Source organism: Methylosinus sp. sav-2 (genome assembly GCF_004366495.1).
In the GTDB taxonomy this organism is placed as follows: Bacteria; Pseudomonadota; Alphaproteobacteria; order Rhizobiales; family Beijerinckiaceae; genus Methylosinus.
Genome location: NZ_SOEJ01000004.1, coordinates 156,578 through 172,855 on the forward strand (window position 1 = coordinate 156,578; position 16,278 = coordinate 172,855).

Genomic DNA, 16,278 nt, shown 5'->3' on the forward strand with positions numbered 1-16,278 from the left:
TAGCCCGGCGCTTGCGACGGGCGTTCTTCGCAGAACGCCCTATGGCCGGACCGGGTGGGGTTCAATGGCAAAGACTCGGGGTTTCACCCCCTCCCGAGCGCCTTCGGCGCTTTCAGCAGAAGCGATCTCCCGCCTCGTCGATCGCCGCATAGAGCGCGTCGAGCTCGCTCGCCTCTATGCAATAGGGCGGCAGAATATAGATCGTGTTGCCGAGCGGTCGCAGCAGCAAGCCGCGCGAGATGAAGAATTCATAGAGCGCCGGCCCGATGGTCGCGAGATAGCCGGCGTCGCGGGCGCGCAGATCGAGCGCCGCTATCGTGCCGATGCGCCGCACATTGGTAAAGCGCGCGTCATTCGCGAAGCGCAGCAGCCGCTCCTCCTGCATCGCCGCAAGACGCGCGATGCGGCCGCGCACATCCTCGCTCTCCCATATGTCGAGATTGGCCAGCGCCGCCGCGCAAGCGATGGGATTGGCGGTGAAGGAGCTCGAATGAAAGAAAGTGCGCGAGCGATCGGTGGAATAATGCGCCTCGAAAATCTCCGCCGAGCACATGGTCACGGCGAGCGGCAATGAGCCGCCGGTGATGCCCTTGGCGTAGCAGGCGATATCGGGAACGATTCCCGCCTGCTCGCAAGCGAAGAGCGTTCCGGTGCGGCCGAAGCCGGTCATCACCTCATCGGCGACGAAGAGCACGCCATGCGCGGCGCAGATGCGCCGCATCTCGCGCAGCGTATCGGCGCCATAGATGAGCATGCCGCCGGCGCCGAGCACGAGCGGCTCGACGACGAAAACGGCGGCGTCGGCGCCGCGGCAGGCCGCCTCCAGCGCGTCGAGCGTCTGCTGCTCGCATCCTGCGCTCGGAAACGGAATGCGCGTCACATCGAACAGCAGCGGCTCATAGGCCGAGTTGAAGACGGAGCGCGCGCCGGTGGACATGGCGCCGATCGTATCGCCGTGATAGCCATGCTCGAGAGCGATGACGCGATTGCGCGCGACGCCGCGATTGCGGAAATAGCCGAGCGCCATTTTGATCGCGACCTCCACCGATGTGGAGCCGCTGTCGGAATAGAACACATAATCGAGCCCCGGCGCCGTCAGCGCGACGAGGCGGCGCGCGAGCGTCTCCGCCGGCTCATGGGTGAAGCCCGCGAAGATCACCTGATCGAGCTGGTCCACCTGATTTTTGATCGCCCGCACGATCCTCGGATGGCGATGGCCATGGGTGATGACCCACCAGGAGGAGATGGCGTCGAGAATGCGGCGGCCGTCCGCGCATTCGAGCCAGGCCCCCTCCCCGCGCGCGACGAGGATCGCCTCCTTCTGCAGCGCATGCTGCGTGAATGGCCGCCAGACGGGCGATGTCATCTCGGCCATCCGCGTGAGCGCATCGTCATGGATTCGTCCCCGTGAAATCGGCGCAGCGAAAATGCGCCGCGAAAGCCGCCGCCAAATTGGCGGCCGTGAGCGGCGCGACGAAAGGCAAACGGCCGAGCGCGCGCGCGCCGGAGATTTGCGTGATGACGCCCTGCGTCTCGACATTCTCGTCGCCGATGAAAGCGACGCCGAGAATGGGAATCTCGCGACGTTGCAGCGCCTCGAGCGACAGCAGGCTGTGATTGATCGTACCGAGCGTGGTGCGCGCGCAGAGGACCACCGGAATCCGCCAGCGCGCCAGCAGATCGATCGTCAGACACGCTTCCGTCAGCGGCGTCATCAGCCCGCCGGCCGTCTCGACGACGAGCGGCGCGCGATCCGGCGGCGAGAGACGCGCCGGATCGATCTCCACCCCGTCGAGGCGCGCGGAAAGATGCGGCGAGGCCGCCGTGCGGAGGCGATAGGCCTCGGGCAGAAGCCTCTCTTCGGAAAGCCCCGAGAGCCGCGCGACAGCCATTGTATCCGTCTCGCCCTCGAGGCCCGATTGCACGGGCTTCCAATAATAGGCTCCGAGCGCGCCGGCGAGCGCGGCGGCAAACACCGTCTTGCCGACATTGGTGTCGGTTCCCGCGACGACGAGGCGCGTCATGCCGGCAAATCCGCGAGCGCATGCGCCAGATCGTCGACCATAGTGGCGATCTGCGCCTCGCTCACATGCAGAGTGAGCGAGATGCGCAGACGCGCGGTTCCTTCCGCGACGGTCGGCGGGCGGATCGCGCGAATGTCATAGCCCAGCGCCTGCATCGCCGCGGCCAGCGCCAACGCGCGCGCATTGGAGCCGACGATGACGGGCGCGATCTGCGATTGCGGCGGCGCGAACCCCGCCCCCTCCAATTTGCGCGCGGCGAGCGCGATGCGCGAGCGCAATGCGACGCGGCGGCCTTCCGCCTGCTCCACGATCGGCAGCGCGGCGCGAACGCACGCGGCGACGAGCGGCGACGGCGCCGTCGCGAAGATGAATTGCCTGCAGCGATTGATGAGGAATTCGCGCAGCGTCGCGGGCAGCAGCACGAGGGCGCCGGAGACGCCGAGCGCCTTGCCGCAAGTGTGCAGCGTGACGACGTTGTCGCGACCCTCGAGCGCGGCGGCGAGGCCGCGCCCGCCGGGGCCGTGGACGCCGGTCGCATGCGCCTCGTCGATGAGGAGGAAGCCGTCGTGACGCGCGGCGATCTTAGCGAGCGCGTCGAGCGGCGCGAAATCGCCGTCCATGCTGTAGAGGCTCTCGACGACGATCCAGGGTCGGCCCGTTCCGCCGCCACGGCGCCATGCCGCGATCTGATCCGCGAAAGCGTCGGCGTCATTATGCGCGGCGGCGACGCTCTTCGCGCGCGAGAGCCGCATGCCCTCATGCGCGCTGGCGTGCACGAGCGCGTCATGGACGATGAGATCGCCCTTTTGCGGCAAGGTCGAGAGCAGCGCCTCATTCGCCGTGAAGCCGGCGCCGAAAAACAGCGCGCTCTCCGCATGGAAGAAGGCGGCCGCCTCGCGCTCCAGCGCCTGATGCTCCTCACGGTCGCCGCGCAGCAGCCGCGAGCCGCCGGCGCCGACGGGAACCCCGCGCGCCAGCGCCGCGGCGGCGGCGGCGCGCAGCTCCTGCGACTCGGCGAGCGCGAGAAAATCATTGGAGCTGAAGTCGAGCCCACGGCGCGGCGCGAGCGCGCGCAAGCGATCCTGCGCCGAGAGGCTCGCGAGGTCCGCGGCGTAGAAGTCGAGCATTGCGCCCGCGCGATCTGTCGTCACTCGATCCTTCCCGGCTCGCCCGGATGGCCATGCGACTTTCGTCGCGCCGGGGAGGCGGTTAAATAGCCGGGCGGCGACGGGACGGCAAGAAAGCCCGGCGCCCCGCTTTTCATCCGATCGAAACTTGAAAAACCTTCCCGCCAACGCGATCTGAGCAGAAAGAGGATTCCCATGTCCATCGACGACAGCCGAGCCGAGGCCGATCCCCCGTCGCGGATCGCATGGCCGCCTTTGCTGCTCCTCGCGGCGATCGCCGGCGGGGCGCTGCTCGATCTGCTTCTGCCGCTCTCCGGGGGCGCCTGGCCGCTCGGCGCGCGCATCGCCGGCGGCCTCATTGTCGCGCTCGCGCTCGCCAATGATCTCTGGTGCGCGTCGCTGATGCGCCGGCAAGGCACCACGATCCGGCCCGATCGCGCCGTCTCCAGCCTCGTCACCGCAGGGCCTTACCAATGGTCGCGCAACCCCATCTATGTGTCGCATGTGGCGCTGATCGCAGGCCTCGGCCTCGCCCTCGGCTCGACATGGATGCTCCTGCTCACGCCCGTGGCGGCCTTTCTGCTGCAGCGGCTGGCGATAGAGCGGGAAGAGCGCCATTTGTCGCAGCGGTTCGGCGCCGAGTTCGACGCCTATGCCGCGAGAACGCGCCGCTGGTTGTAGACTGAGGCGAGAGGAGCTGATCTGATGGCCGACGCCTCGACTCGCGCAGACTCGCCCGCCGACGCGCATATCTCCTTCGGCGTGCGCGGAATGACCTGCGCCTCCTGCGTTTCTCACGTCGAGAAGGCGCTGCGCGGCGCGCCGGGCGTGGTCTCGGCCTCGGTCAATCTCGCGACAGAGCGCGCCGATGTCACGCTCACGCCGGACGCAGACCTCGCGCAGCTTGCCCGCGCGGTGGACGAGGCCGGCTATGAGCCAGCGATCGAGACGATCGAATTCGGCGTCGGCGGCATGACCTGCGCCTCCTGCGTCACCCATGTCGAAAAAGCGCTGCGCGCCGTGCCGGGGGTGATCGCGGCCGAGGTCAATCTCGCGACGGAGCGGGCGCGGGTGCGCGCGCTCGGCGGCGGCGACATGGCCCAGGCGCTGGCCAAGGCGCTGCGCCGCGCCGTGGCGGAAGCCGGATATGAGCCGCGCGAGCTCGAGACAGGCGCGAAAGCCGCCGATCGCGAGAGGTCCGCGCGCGAGCAGGAGGCCGCGTCGCTGCGCAAGCGCCTCATCGTCGCGGCGGCGCTCAGCGCGCCAGTCGTCTTCCTCGAGATGGGCGCGCATACGATTCCAGGACTGGGCGATTGGCTCATGGCCGCCATCGGCCATCAGACCATTCGCTATCTCTCCTTCATTCTCGCGACGCTGGTGCTCGTCGGGCCGGGCCGGCCCTTCTATGAGAAGGGCTTTCCCTCGCTCTGGCGCGGCCATCCGGACATGAACTCGCTCGTCGCCATCGGCACGATGAGCGCCTATCTCTATTCCGTCGTCGCCACTTTTGCGCCGAGCCTGCTGCCGCATGGCGCCGCCGATGTTTATTACGAATCCGCCGTCGTCATCATCACGCTGATCCTCTTTGGCCGCACGCTGGAGGCGCGCGCCAAGGGCCGCACGTCGGAGGCGATCCGCGCGCTCGCCGCGCTGCAGCCCAAGACCGCGCGCGTGCTGCGCGCCGCCGAGCAGATCGAGCTGCCGATCGACGACGTCGTCGTCGGCGATCTCGTCGCCGTGCGGCCGGGCGAGCGCATAGCGACGGATGGAATCGTCGTCGACGGCGCCTCTCATGTCGATGAATCGATGATTACCGGCGAGCCGGCGCCCGTCGGCAAGCGCAAAGGCTCGGAAGTGACCGGCGCCACGGTGAACACGACCGGCGCCTTCACCTTCCGCGCGACGCGCGTCGGCGCGGATACTGTGCTCGCCGGCGTCATTCGCATGGTGGAGCAAGCGCAAGGCGCCAAGCTGCCGATTCAGGCGCTGGTCGATCGCGTGACCGGCGTCTTCGTGCCCGCCGTGCTCGCCATCGCCTTCATCACCTTCATCGTCTGGCTCGCCTTCGGCCCGCAACGCGACGTCTCTTATGCTCTGGTGGCGGCGGTCGCCGTGCTCATCATCGCCTGCCCCTGCGCCATGGGCCTGGCGACGCCGGCCGCCATAATGACCGGCACGGGACGCGCGGCCGAGCTCGGCATTTTGTTTCGCAAGGGCGAGGCGTTGCAGAGCCTGCGCGATGTGACGCTGATCGCCTTCGACAAGACCGGCACGCTGACGCGCGGCAAGCCCGAGCTCACCGATCTCGAGACGGCGCAAGGCGTCTCGGCCGATGACGCGCTGCGGCTCGCCGCCAGCGTCGAGGCGCGCTCGGAACATCCGATCGCCGGCGCTCTGGTCGCCGCCGCAAAGGCGCGCGGGCTTTCCGTCGTCGAGGCGCGAGACTTTTCGGCGATGCCCGGAATGGGCGTCGAGGCGACCGCGGAAGGGCGCAAGATCGCCGTCGGCGCCGCCCGTTTCATGAGGGCGCTCGGCCTCGATATTCAAGCATTCGACACAACTGCGGCGCGGCTCTCGGCGGAAGGCAAGACGCCGCTCTATGTCGCGATCGATGGAAAGCTCGCGGCCATTCTCTGCGTCGCCGACGCGCTCGAGGAGACGAGCGTCGCCGCCGTCGCCGCTCTGCATGCGCAAGGCGTCGCCACGGCGATGATCACCGGCGACGACGAGCGCACGGCGCGCGCCATTGCGGCGAAGCTGGGCATAGACGAGGTGATCGCCGGCGTGCTGCCGGACGGCAAGGTGGCGGCGTTGCAGCGCCTGCGCGAAGGGCGGAGAATCGCCTTCGTCGGCGATGGCGTCAATGACGCGCCGGCGCTCGCCGCCGCCGATGTCGGAATCGCCATCGGCACGGGAACCGACATTGCGATCGAGGCCGCCGATGTCGTGCTGATGTCCGGCCATGTGTCGAAAGTGCCGGCCGCGCTCGCGCTCTCGCGCGCGACCATGCGCAATATCGCGCAGAATCTCTTTTGGGCCTTCGCCTATAATGTGATTCTGATTCCCGTCGCGGCGGGCGCGCTCTATCCCGTCAATGGAACGCTGCTCTCGCCCATGCTCGGCGCCGGCGCCATGGCGTTTTCCAGCGTCTTCGTGCTGACGAATGCGCTGCGGCTGCGGCGCTTCCAGCCGCCGGTGGGGGCGAGCGCGACGAGCTTTGAAACGCCGAGCGTGGAAGAGAGCGAGCCTGAAGGCGCGCGGTCCATAGCGGCGTCGGACCGCGAGCCTTCAGGCTCGCCGCTGCAAGTCAATGAGGAGGAAAACGATATGACGACGACATTCGACGTTCAGGAAATGTCTTGCGGCAAATGCGTGAAGCATGTGACCGAGGCGGTGCAGAAGGCCGAGCCGCAGGCGCAGGTGAAGATCGACCTCGCCACCGGCAAGGTGGAAGTGTCGCCCTCGCCCAAAGATCCGGAAGGCCTCGCCAAGATCATCACCGACGCCGGCTATCCGGCGCGGGTCGCGGCCTGAGCGCGCGCCCATGGCGGGATCGCTCGCAGGCAAGACTCTGCTCGTCACCGGCGCGAGCCGCGGCATAGGCCTCGCCATAGCGGAGCGCGCGGCGCGCGACGGCGCCAATGTGGCGATCGTCGCCAAAAGCGTCACGGAGCATCCCAAGCTGCCGGGGACCATCTACACCGCCGCCGCCGCGATCGAAAAAGCGGGGGGGCGGGCGCTCGCCCTGCCCTGCGACATTCGCTTCGACGCGCAGGTGGAGGAGGCCTTCGACAAGACGGCGGCGATCTTCGGCGGCGTCGATATTCTCGTCAATAATGCGAGCGCGATCGATCTGCGCGGCGTCGAAGCGATCGAGATGAAGCGCTTCGATCTGATGCATCAGATCAATGCGCGCGGGACCTTCCTCTGCGCCAAGCTCGCGCTGCCCTATCTTAAAAAATCCGCCAATCCGCACATTCTCACCCTGTCGCCGCCGCTCGATATGAGCCCGCGCTGGTTCGCGCCCAATCTCGCTTACACAATGGCGAAATATGGCATGAGCCTCGTCACTCTCGGCCTCGCGCGCGAGCTTTCCGGCAAGGTCGCGGTGAACTCGCTATGGCCGGAGACGGCGATCGCCACGGCCGCAGTGGGCAATCTGCTCGGCGGCGACGCCGTGCTGCGCCGCGCGCGCAAGCCGCAGATCGTGGCCGACGCCGCCCATGCGATATTGACGCGCGCGGCGAGCGCCTGCAGCGGCAATTTCTTCATCGATGTGAATGTGCTCGCCGAGGAAGGCGTGACGGATTTCTCGCCCTATGCGGTCGATCCGAGTCAGCCGGCGATATTGGATTTCTTCCTCGACGCGCCGATCACCGCCGGCGTGCAGAAATTCCCCTTCGGCGGCTGAGCGCGCGCTCAGCTCAGCGCTGCAAAGCCCGAATAGAGCGTGTACAGCCCCACGATGGAGATCAGCGCGCTCGAGAAATAGGGCGCCTTGCCGGCGATCTGCTCGAAGCCGGACCAGCGGTCCGAAGCATGACGCACGCCGAGCGCCGCGACGACGCCGACTGCGACCATTGTGAGCGCGAGGCCGATGCTGAAGCACAGCACCAAAGCCGCGCCCAGCGCCATCTGCCCGAGCTGAAGGCAGAGAAGGAGCACGGTGATCGAGGCCGGGCATGGGATGAGCCCGCCGGTGAGGCCGAACACGATGATCTGTCCCGTCGTCACATGGCGGGAGGCGAAGCGTCGCTTAATGTCCTCGGCATGGGCGCGCTCATGCGCATCCATCGTCTCCTCGTCGAGAAGCAGCGAAGCGCTCTCCGCGGCGGCATGGTCATGTGTGTGATGCGCATGGTCGTGATCATGCCCATGCGGATGATGATGGTCATGCGCATGATCGTGACGATGCGCGCGCGGACGGTCGCGCCAGATACGCCACGTCATCCAAGCGGCGACGCAGAGGATCAACGCGCCGGAGGCGATCTGCAGATAGGGCTCATTGGCCTCTGCGTTCCAATGCGCGCCGAGATAGAGCCCCGTGAGCGCCACGATCCACACGATCGCCGTATGCGAGAGCGTCGCCGAGAGGCCGAGCAGTATCGCCTGACCGACCGTGCCGCGCACCGCGACGATGAAGGCCGCCATCATCGTCTTGGAATGGCCGGGCTCGAGGCCGTGAAGCGCGCCGAGCGCCACCGCCGTCGGCGCGAACAGCCAAGCATTGGCTGCGCCGTCCCGAAACAGATCCGCGAGATTCGCCATGCGCCCTCTATTCTCCACCCCGTGGCATATACTGATTTTCGGTCCACTGGTTAAGTCCCCCACCGGGGCCGGCGGCGCTTTTGCCGCGGTAAGCATGAATAGCGAAAACGCCTGCCGCGCCACATCTAATCCCCGTCCCTCCCCTTGACCGGCTCACGGAGAGAGTCGAAACTCCTCGCATCGAGCCCGAAAGCCGCACGGTTTCATATGGATCGCCAACTCGCGTCGAGCGCAGCCGCCCAGGAGGCGGCGCGGCGCGCCTTGCGGAGCCGGCGCAGCGGCGGCGAAGGCCCGCGCATCCGTTTCGGAACCGATCGCGCCGGCATGACCGCCGCAGCGCGCAGCGAGAGCCTCACCATCGGCGCCGTCTCGCGGCCGACGCGACGCATTCGCTCGATTATTTTCGACACTGCCGTCAATGATCTGCGCAAGCAGAATATTCAGCTGCGCGGCTATGAGATGCACGGCGCCGCTTTCGTCGAGCTGAGCTGGTCGCGGCCTACGGCGCCGGGCGTGCGCGGCTCTATCGAGCTGCGCGTGCCGACGCTCGAGGTCGGCAAGATGCTCGGCTTCTCCGAGCCGCTGCGCCGCTCGATCGCCGATCGGCCGCTGGAGGCGCGCAGCGTCGCCGAGACGGAGCGACGCGAGCGCCTCGTCGAGCGCGCGCATACGCGCATCGCCGTCTACTTCGACGACGGCTTCGTCGAGTGCGGCGGACGCCGCGCCAATTTCCACGAGATCGAGCTGCAGCTCATCGAGGGCGCCGAGGAAGAATTCTGGAACGTCGCCGCCGAGCTCGCGCCGCGCATGAACGCGCGCTTTCTGCCGATGAGCGAGGCCGAGCTCGCGCTGGCGCGCGCGACCGGCGCCGGCGTCGCGCCGGTGAAAGCGCGGCGACCGACGCTCGCCGAGGACGCTTCGCTGGACGAAGCGATCGTCGCGGCGCTCTCCGCCTGTCTCGATCAATTCGTCGCCAATTGGCCGGCGCTGCAATTTCAGGCGCCGGAAGAAGCCATTCACCAGATGCGCGTCTCGCAGCGACGCTTGCGCGCCGGCGTCGGCATGCTGCGCCGCGGAGTCGTGAGCGAGGCGCTGGAAACCGCCGCCGCGCGCGCGAAGGAAATATCGGCGACGCTCGGCGCGGCGCGCAATCTCGATGTGCTCGTCGATATGCTGGTCTCCGGTCCGCTCGCCCAGGCCAATGGCGAGCCGAGCTTCTATGCGCTGCTCGATGCGGTCGAGCGGCGACGCATAGAGGCGCATGCCGCGGTCGCAGCGCTCGTCGCCGCGCCGCGGACGACGCAATTCGTCGTCGATCTGCGCGCCGCGCTCGCCGCCAGAAATTGGCGCCCGCAACCCGGCGACGACGGTCGCGCAGCGCTCGATACGAGCGCGCCCGGCTCGGCGAAGCAATTCGCCACGCGCTCGCTCGATCGGCTGCATCGCCGCGCGCTGAAGAAGAGCCGAGACCTCGCCGCGCTGACGCCCGAGCAACGGCACCATGCGCGCATCGCCTTCAAGAAGGCGCGCTACGCCGCCGAGTTTTTCCAGTCCCTCTTCGATTCGCAAGCAAAAGCGCGCCGCTATCTGCGGCGCACGGCCGCGCTGCAGGACGAGCTCGGCGCCTTCAATGATCTCACGGTCGCGGCCGAGCTGCTGCGCGATCTCGGCGAATCCGACGCCACTCTCGCGCCGGCCAGCGCCTTCGCCGTGGGCTGGTGCGCGCATGCGCGCGGGGGCGCCGCTGCGGACTGGAAGAAGACCGAGAAATCTTTGAAGAAGCTCGAGACCTTCTGGCGCTGACGCGCGCGCCCGCGACGCGCGAGAGCACGCGCGAGGAACCAAGACGCGCGCGAAGCGTTGAATCTCCAAATGAACACATTGCACCAGCAGTGGCGCGCGCCGATCGAATGGACGCGGCCGCCGCCTCTCAAAATCGCCCAGATCGCGCCATTGATCGAAAGCGTGCCGCCGCGTCTCTATGGCGGAACGGAGCGCATCGTCTCCTTTCTCACCGAGGAGCTCGTCGCGCAGGGCCATGAGGTCACGCTCTTTTCGAGCGGCGGCTCCGTCACTTCCGCGCGACACATCCCCTGCAGCGACCTGCCGCTGCGCCAGATGCGCGCGAGCGATCCGACGCCGAGCTATCTGCTGATGCTCGATCGCGTGCGCCGCATGGCCTCGCGATTCGACATTTTGCATTTTCATATCGATCAGCTGCATTTTCCGCTGTTTCGCGACATTGCGGCGCATACGCTGACGACGCTGCACGGACGCCAGGACCTTCCCGATCTCGAGCGCCTCTACGCCGGCTTTCCGGAAATGCCGCTCGTATCCATATCGGACTCGCAACGCGAAGCGGTTCCGCACGCCAATTTCGTCGGGACTGTGATGAACGGCCTGCCGCTCGATCTGCTCACGCCGACGCTGCGTCCTGCGGGCGATTATCTCGCCTTTCTCGGCCGCGCCTCGCCGGAGAAAGGTCTCGATCACGCAATCGCCATCGCGCGCGCCGTCGGCCTGCCGCTCGAGATCGCGGCCAAGGTCGATCTGCCGGACAAGGCCTATTTCCACGAGCGCATCGAGCCGCTGCTGTCGCTTCCGGGAATCGAGTTCGTCGGCGAGATCGACGACCGTCGCAAGAGCCGCTTTCTCGGCGAGGCGCGCGCGCTGCTGTTTCCGATCGAATGGCCCGAGCCTTTCGGCCTCGTCATGATCGAGGCCATGGCCTGCGGCACGCCAGTGCTGGCCTTTCGTCGCGGCTCCGCGCCGGAGATCATCGAGGAGGGCGTCACCGGCGCGCTGGTGGACAATGTCGAGGAGGCGATCGCGCGCCTCGGACGCGTGCTCGCGCTCGACCGCGCGCAGATCCGGCGACGCTTCGAAATGCGCTTTTCCGCCGCGCGAATGGCGGCGGAATATGTGGCCATCTACCGCCGCCTGCTGCGCGCGCCGGCGCCGGCCGAGCTGCGCGCGCATCCCATTGTGCTGCCGCCGACCTATTTCAGCAGGAATGTCGAGGAACAAATCGAACCGGACGACTCATATCCCCCGCGCTAGCGAGAGCGCGCCAGCGCGCCACGCGCAAGATTCCGGCGCGCCGCCGGACGCCGGCGCCGATGCGCCGCAGGCGCATGAGCTGCAATTCTATATTCCGGCGACCGGCCCGCCCTCGCGGCCGCGCCGCACGCTCAAGCACGACGACACATTCGCCGTATTCGACAGCCATGGCGACATTGGCGCGACGGCGGGCGGGCCGGACGGGCTCTTCGATCACGACACGCGCTATCTCTCGCATCTCGAGCTGTTGATCGAAGGCGCGCAGCCCTTGCTGCTCGACTCCGCCATACGCGACGACAATCTGAGCTTTTATGTCGATCTCACCAATCCCGACATCTTCCGCGACGAGAAGATCGCGCTGCTGAAAGACTCGGTCTATGTCTCGCGCACGCTCTACCTCAAGGACGGCTCGCTGCGCGAACGGCTCGAGGTCTCCAATCAGAGCGCCGAGGAGGTTCGGCTCAATCTGTCGATCGGCTTCGGCAATGATTTCGCCGATATTTTCGAGGTGCGCGGCGTCAGGCGCGCGCAACGCGGACGCGCCTGGGCGCAGCTTCTGGCGGCCGGCGCGGTCGCGCTCTATTATCGCGGGCTCGACGGCGTGCTGCGTGAGACGGCGCTCTCCTTCGAGCCCGATCCTTCGCTGCTCGTCGACAGCGTCGCAACCTATTCGCTGCGGCTCGCGCCGCGCCAGGCGCAAACCATCTTCCTCACCGCGGCGAGCCGCGGACGTCTGCCGAAATCGACGCAATCCTTCTTCAACGGATTGACCGGCCTGCATCGCGAATTGAAAGCCGCCGCCGGCCAGAGCGCGCATGTCGAGACCGCCGATCCGACTTTGAATCAGATTCTCTGGCGCTCGACGGCGGATGTGCGCATGCTGCTCACCAAGACGGCGGACGGCAGCTATCCTTACGCCGGCATTCCCTGGTATTCGACCACGTTCGGACGCGACGGCATCATCACCGCATTGCAGATGCTGTGGTTCGATCCCAGCATCGCCATCGGCGTGCTGAAGCGTCTCGCCGCGCATCAGGCGGAGGATTTCGACGCGCGCGCGGACAGCGAGCCCGGCAAGATTCTGCACGAGATGCGCGATGGCGAGATGGCGGCGCTCGGCGAGGTGCCCTTCGGCCTCTATTACGGCTCAGTGGATTCGACGCCGCTCTTCGTCATTCTCGCCGGCTATTATGCGCGTCGCACGGGGGATTACGCGCTGGTGCGCGAGCTGTGGCCGGCGATCGAGCGCGCGCTCGCCTGGATCGACGGACCAGGCGATCCGGACGGCGACGGCTTCGTCGAATATGCGCGCCATACCGAGCAGGGATTGCGCAATCAGGGCTGGAAGGATTCGCATGATTCCGTCTTCCACGCCGATGGACGTCTCGCGGATGGGCCGATCGCGCTGGTCGAGGCGCAGGCCTATGTCTACGCCGCGCGGCGCCTCGCAGCCCATTGCGCGCGCGAGCTCGGCCTGCATGCGCGCGCCGAGGAGCTGGCGCGCGCCGCCGAAGCGCTGCGCGTGCGTTTCGAGGAGGCCTTCTGGTGCGAGGAGATCGGCAGCTATGCGCTGGCGCTGGACGGCGAGAAAAAGCAGTGCAAGGTGCGCACCAGCAATGCGGGACATGCGCTCTATGCAGGCATTGCGCAGCCCGACCGCGCGCAGCGCGTCGCCGATGGGCTGCTCGACTCCAGGTTCTTTTCCGGCTGGGGCTTGCGCACTGTGGCGCGCGGCGAGAGCCGCTACAATCCCATGTCCTATCACAATGGCTCCATATGGCCGCACGACAATGCTCTGATCGCGCATGGGCTCGGCCGCTATGGCTTCAAGGAGGGCGTCGCGGCGATATTCGAATCGCTGACGCGCGCCGCGAGCTACATGGAAGCGCGCCGCATTCCAGAGCTCTATTGCGGCTTTCGCCGACGCCACGGGCGCGGCCCGACGCTCTATCCCGCCGCCTGCTCGCCGCAGGCCTGGGCCGCGAGCGCGCCTTTCCTCTTCATCCAGACGATGCTCGGCCTCGAATTCGACCATAAGGCGCGACAAATACGCCTGGTGAATCCGTCCGTGCCGCTCTCGGCGGGTGAGATCGTCATACGCAATCTCTCGCTCGGCGAGGCGCGCGTCGATCTGGCGCTGAAGCAGGATGCGCGCTCGGCCATTTCGCTGCATGTGCTGCGCACGATCGGCGACGTCCAAGTGTCGCTCGTCTTCGATCCCGATGTGCGCGAGCATCCGCTCACCACCAAGGGATGACGTGGCGCGGAACCTTTCCAGAGCCGCCGCGTTGCTTCGGGACGATCGCGCCCACAGGAGGAACTGCCGATGGCGAGCGCCAATCCGGACTTCAATCTCGTCTCCAGCGAGGATGTCGAAGGCACGACCGTCTTCGATCGGCTCGGCAATCAGCTTGGAGAAATCGATCATCTGATGATCGACAAAGTCTCGGGCCGCGTGCGCTACGCCGTGATGAGCTTCGGCGGCTTTCTCGGCCTCGGCCACAGCCATTATCCGCTGCCGTGGAACTCACTCTCTTATGACAATGAGCGCGAGGGCTATATCGCCGACATCATCGAGCAGCAGCTGCAGGATGCGCCGGAATTCAGCGACGACAGCTGGACCGATCGCGACTGGGAGAAGCGCGTTCACGAGCATTATCACGCGCGTCCCTATTGGGACGAGCAGCAATCGCCGCAATGGCAGAACGAGCAGCAGCCGCGTCCGCGCGGCTGAGGCGCATCGCCGAGCGCCGCCCTGCGGCTAGCTCGAGGATCGACAGGCTTCGCCGCTATGCGTTAGAAATTTCAGATCGTCGATTCGCTCTGCGCTTTTTCTCGACTCGTGTTTTCGAACGGAGATTTTCACGTGACTCTTCGACGCTTCACGGCGCGCGGCCTCATCGCCGCGCTTCTCATCGCGCCATCGGCCTCCGCTTTCGCGCAGGCCGATGGTTTTTTCGTTCCCGATCTCACCGGGCCTGTGCCGGGAGCGGTTCCGGCGCTGACGCCGGGCGTCCTCACCGCCACGCCCTATTCCTACTATTACCGCTATCCGGCGCCCTATCCTTACGTCTACGCCCGCAATGGCTGTCTCGTGAATGCGGGCGTCTACGACAATTGGGGCGCCTTTCTCGGCTATCAGAGGCTGCGCGTCGCCTGCTGATCGGCGACGCGCTTGTCGAGCAGGACCTGATTGGCGTCCAGCGAAAACTCCTTCCACGCCGCCGCAATGTCGAGCAGCGTGACCTGGAGATAATCCTTGGACGGCTTGTGCTCCTCCGGAAAATTGGAGAGCGCGCAAGAGGTTCGGTTATAGTCGATGACGCCGTCGAGCAGCTCCTGAATGAAGCCGTCGAAGGCCTTTTGCGCCAGCGGCGTCAGATCGGAGCGACCCTTGTCGACGGAGACGACGGAATGATCGAAGGGCAGGCCCTCGAGCACGGCGAGCGCCTCCTTCAGCACCGCCTCCATCGCGCCGAGCATGGCGCGCTGGGTGATCTGCTCTTTCTGGCCGTTGGAGAGGCCGAAATTCAGCCGCTGGCGATAGCTGGCGAAAGTGGGCGCGCGCTTGGCGTTCACCCATTCGCGGAAACGCGCCATGCTGGCTTCGTTGAGCGCCTCGCCCGAGGCGCCTTCGCCGGATATCATCGTCGACGTCTCCTTCTGATCGAGAAGGCGCAGCCTTATGCGCTCGGCCGCGACCAGCGCGCCTTCGAGATAGCCGCCGCCCTCACGCGCGGTCTCGGCGCCGCCGAGATAGAGCTTGCCCTCCCAGAAGGCCTGCCGCAGCAGCGGATCGCCATAGTCGGGGTGCTCGGACGGGGGCGTCAGATCGATCGTCGCGCAGGTGAAGGGCTCGTGCGCCCAATCCTGCACATGCTGCTCGCCATCCTCGACCGACCTGCCGAACAATTGGACGAATTGACTTTCGATCAGCATGGACATGCCGCCGCTGAACGCGTCCCGCAGCTCTGCGGAGAGCGCGAAGAAGCCGCCGATCGCCGCGCGCTCGCCGCTGGCGTCGCAGGCGTCGAAAATCTCGCCGAGAACGGCCTGCTCATGCGTGGCGAAAGCATTGCCGGAATGCTCGTCCGCGCGCCAGGCCGGCGCGCCGGAGAAGCCGACCAGGGCCTTGGCCTGCGCCGCCATCCAGGTCGGCGCGCTGCGCATGGCGTTGCGGCTCAGCGCATCGAGCTCCGGCTGGAAGGCGAGATGCTCGGCCAGCAGGCGCGGCGGCAGCGCCAGCACGGCCCGCTTGGCGGTCACGGTCTCGGTCTTGCCGTCCGACTCGAAGGTCAGCTCCACATGATCGCCGCGATCGGCGATGGCCCGGAGCACAGAAGAGAGATGGATCGCCTCCGCCGGAACCGCCGCAGTCAGCGCCTCGATCAGCGAGGCCATGCCGCCCTCCAGCCGACGCGCGCCGGAATGGAGATTGGGCGTCATGCGCGTCTCGGGCTTTTTGTCGCCGAAGGCGAGCAGCAGCGCCGTGCCCGGATCATATTGCGGAAAATCCGTGAGGCCGAGCTCCTTCACCAGAGCGGTGATGGTCGGCTGCGTGTCCGGCCAGAACCAAGTCGGACCCATATCGACGCGCATTCCCGAGGCTTTGTCCTCGACCGACAACACGCGGCCGCCGAGCCGCGGACGCGCCTCATAGAGCGCAAAGCTCACCCCTGCCCCGGCGAGGCCGCGCGCCAGCGCCAAGCCGCAGGCCCCGCCCCCGACAATCACAACGTCCAGCATCGTTCAGCTCCTGAGCCGTCTGGCCTTTTGCTGAAAGCGACGCAAAGGGCGTG

The 16,278-nt window shown here is 67.0% G+C and carries 13 protein-coding genes; 8 read left to right on the plus strand and 5 right to left on the minus strand.

What is annotated here, in order from left to right; genetic code table 11:
- Positions 1 to 112: 112 nt before the first annotated feature.
- Genes EDE12_RS10565 through EDE12_RS10575 form a run of 3 tightly spaced genes read right to left on the minus strand, consistent with a single transcriptional unit; the run spans position 113 to position 3,151 of the window.
- Positions 113 to 1,366 (minus strand): adenosylmethionine--8-amino-7-oxononanoate transaminase, encoded by a 1,254-nt coding sequence (locus tag EDE12_RS10565; RefSeq protein WP_026598985.1) that lies wholly within the window; start codon positions 1,364 to 1,366, stop codon positions 113 to 115.
- 25 nt (positions 1,367 to 1,391) lie between these two features.
- Positions 1,392 to 2,024, minus strand: a complete 633-nt coding sequence (gene bioD / locus EDE12_RS10570) for a dethiobiotin synthase (RefSeq protein ID WP_026598986.1) — start codon at positions 2,022 to 2,024, stop codon at positions 1,392 to 1,394.
- Positions 2,021 to 3,151 (minus strand): 8-amino-7-oxononanoate synthase, encoded by a 1,131-nt coding sequence (locus tag EDE12_RS10575; protein ID WP_026598987.1) that lies wholly within the window; start codon positions 3,149 to 3,151, stop codon positions 2,021 to 2,023. The genes bioD and EDE12_RS10575 overlap by 4 nt, the downstream gene beginning before the upstream one ends.
- A 195-nt stretch (positions 3,152 to 3,346) precedes the next feature.
- On the opposite strand from EDE12_RS10575, the gene EDE12_RS10580 reads away from it, so the two are divergent.
- From EDE12_RS10580 to EDE12_RS10590, 3 genes are read left to right on the plus strand one after another with little or no spacing between them, the layout of a single operon-like run.
- Complete coding sequence (locus EDE12_RS10580) at positions 3,347 to 3,832, plus strand: isoprenylcysteine carboxylmethyltransferase family protein (RefSeq protein WP_026598988.1); 486 nt, start codon at positions 3,347 to 3,349, stop codon at positions 3,830 to 3,832.
- A gap of 24 nt (positions 3,833 to 3,856) precedes the next feature.
- Positions 3,857 to 6,685, plus strand: a complete 2,829-nt coding sequence (locus EDE12_RS10585; RefSeq protein ID WP_026598989.1) for a heavy metal translocating P-type ATPase — start codon at positions 3,857 to 3,859, stop codon at positions 6,683 to 6,685.
- A gap of 10 nt (positions 6,686 to 6,695) precedes the next feature.
- Positions 6,696 to 7,562 (plus strand): NAD(P)-dependent oxidoreductase, encoded by an 867-nt coding sequence (locus EDE12_RS10590; RefSeq protein ID WP_026598990.1) that lies wholly within the window; start codon positions 6,696 to 6,698, stop codon positions 7,560 to 7,562.
- An 8-nt stretch (positions 7,563 to 7,570) separates the two neighbouring features.
- Here EDE12_RS10590 and EDE12_RS10595 read toward each other — a convergent pair whose 3' ends face one another.
- The gene (locus EDE12_RS10595) at positions 7,571 to 8,419 is read right to left on the minus strand and encodes a nickel/cobalt efflux transporter (protein WP_026598991.1); all 849 of its coding nucleotides are present in this window, start codon (positions 8,417 to 8,419) and stop codon (positions 7,571 to 7,573) included.
- Between the two features lie 207 nt (positions 8,420 to 8,626).
- Between EDE12_RS10595 and EDE12_RS10600 the strand changes: the two genes are divergently transcribed.
- The 5 genes from EDE12_RS10600 (at position 8,627) to EDE12_RS10620 (ending at position 14,642) form a co-directional block, all read left to right on the plus strand.
- A complete protein-coding gene (locus EDE12_RS10600) occupies positions 8,627 to 10,222 on the plus strand; it encodes a CHAD domain-containing protein (RefSeq protein WP_026598992.1) in 1,596 nt (531 codons plus the stop codon).
- A 69-nt stretch (positions 10,223 to 10,291) separates the two neighbouring features.
- Positions 10,292 to 11,479, plus strand: coding sequence for a glycosyltransferase family 4 protein (locus EDE12_RS10605; protein ID WP_024880505.1), 1,188 nt, complete (start codon positions 10,292 to 10,294; stop codon positions 11,477 to 11,479).
- Positions 11,433 to 13,736: an amylo-alpha-1,6-glucosidase gene (locus tag EDE12_RS10610; RefSeq protein ID WP_036291021.1), complete on the plus strand. Its 2,304-nt coding sequence runs from the start codon at positions 11,433 to 11,435 to the stop codon at positions 13,734 to 13,736. The genes EDE12_RS10605 and EDE12_RS10610 overlap by 47 nt, the downstream gene beginning before the upstream one ends.
- A 69-nt stretch (positions 13,737 to 13,805) precedes the next feature.
- Positions 13,806 to 14,213, plus strand: a complete 408-nt coding sequence (locus tag EDE12_RS10615; RefSeq protein WP_024880507.1) for a PRC-barrel domain-containing protein — start codon at positions 13,806 to 13,808, stop codon at positions 14,211 to 14,213.
- Between the two features lie 132 nt (positions 14,214 to 14,345).
- On the plus strand, positions 14,346 to 14,642 hold the full coding sequence (locus EDE12_RS10620) for a hypothetical protein (protein WP_026598994.1): 297 nt from the start codon (positions 14,346 to 14,348) through the stop codon (positions 14,640 to 14,642).
- On the opposite strand, the gene EDE12_RS10625 is transcribed toward EDE12_RS10620, so the two are convergent.
- Positions 14,618 to 16,225 carry an FAD-dependent oxidoreductase gene (locus EDE12_RS10625; RefSeq protein WP_026598995.1) on the minus strand — a complete coding sequence of 536 codons (1,608 nt, stop codon included), beginning with the start codon at positions 16,223 to 16,225 and terminating at the stop codon, positions 14,618 to 14,620. The genes EDE12_RS10620 and EDE12_RS10625 overlap by 25 nt on opposite strands.
- Between the last annotated feature and the right edge of the window lie 53 nt (positions 16,226 to 16,278).

Bases quoted from the DNA above. Each gene is read 5' to 3' on its own strand.
- EDE12_RS10585 (WP_026598989.1), top strand. From the start codon at position 3,857: ATGGCCGACGCCTCGACTCGCGCAGACTCGCCCGCCGACGCGCATATC.
- EDE12_RS10590 (WP_026598990.1), top strand. From the start codon at position 6,696: ATGGCGGGATCGCTCGCAGGCAAGACTCTGCTCGTCACCGGCGCGAGC.
- EDE12_RS10595 (WP_026598991.1), bottom strand. From the start codon at position 8,419: ATGGCGAATCTCGCGGATCTGTTTCGGGACGGCGCAGCCAATGCTTGG.
- EDE12_RS10580 (WP_026598988.1), top strand. From the start codon at position 3,347: ATGTCCATCGACGACAGCCGAGCCGAGGCCGATCCCCCGTCGCGGATC.
- EDE12_RS10610 (WP_036291021.1), top strand. From the start codon at position 11,433: ATGTCGAGGAACAAATCGAACCGGACGACTCATATCCCCCGCGCTAGC.
- bioD (WP_026598986.1), bottom strand. From the start codon at position 2,024: ATGACGCGCCTCGTCGTCGCGGGAACCGACACCAATGTCGGCAAGACG.
- EDE12_RS10575 (WP_026598987.1), bottom strand. From the start codon at position 3,151: ATGCTCGACTTCTACGCCGCGGACCTCGCGAGCCTCTCGGCGCAGGAT.
- EDE12_RS10600 (WP_026598992.1), top strand. From the start codon at position 8,627: ATGGATCGCCAACTCGCGTCGAGCGCAGCCGCCCAGGAGGCGGCGCGG.
- EDE12_RS10565 (WP_026598985.1), bottom strand. From the start codon at position 1,366: ATGACATCGCCCGTCTGGCGGCCATTCACGCAGCATGCGCTGCAGAAG.
- EDE12_RS10625 (WP_026598995.1), bottom strand. From the start codon at position 16,225: ATGCTGGACGTTGTGATTGTCGGGGGCGGGGCCTGCGGCTTGGCGCTG.
- EDE12_RS10605 (WP_024880505.1), top strand. From the start codon at position 10,292: ATGAACACATTGCACCAGCAGTGGCGCGCGCCGATCGAATGGACGCGG.
- EDE12_RS10615 (WP_024880507.1), top strand. From the start codon at position 13,806: ATGGCGAGCGCCAATCCGGACTTCAATCTCGTCTCCAGCGAGGATGTC.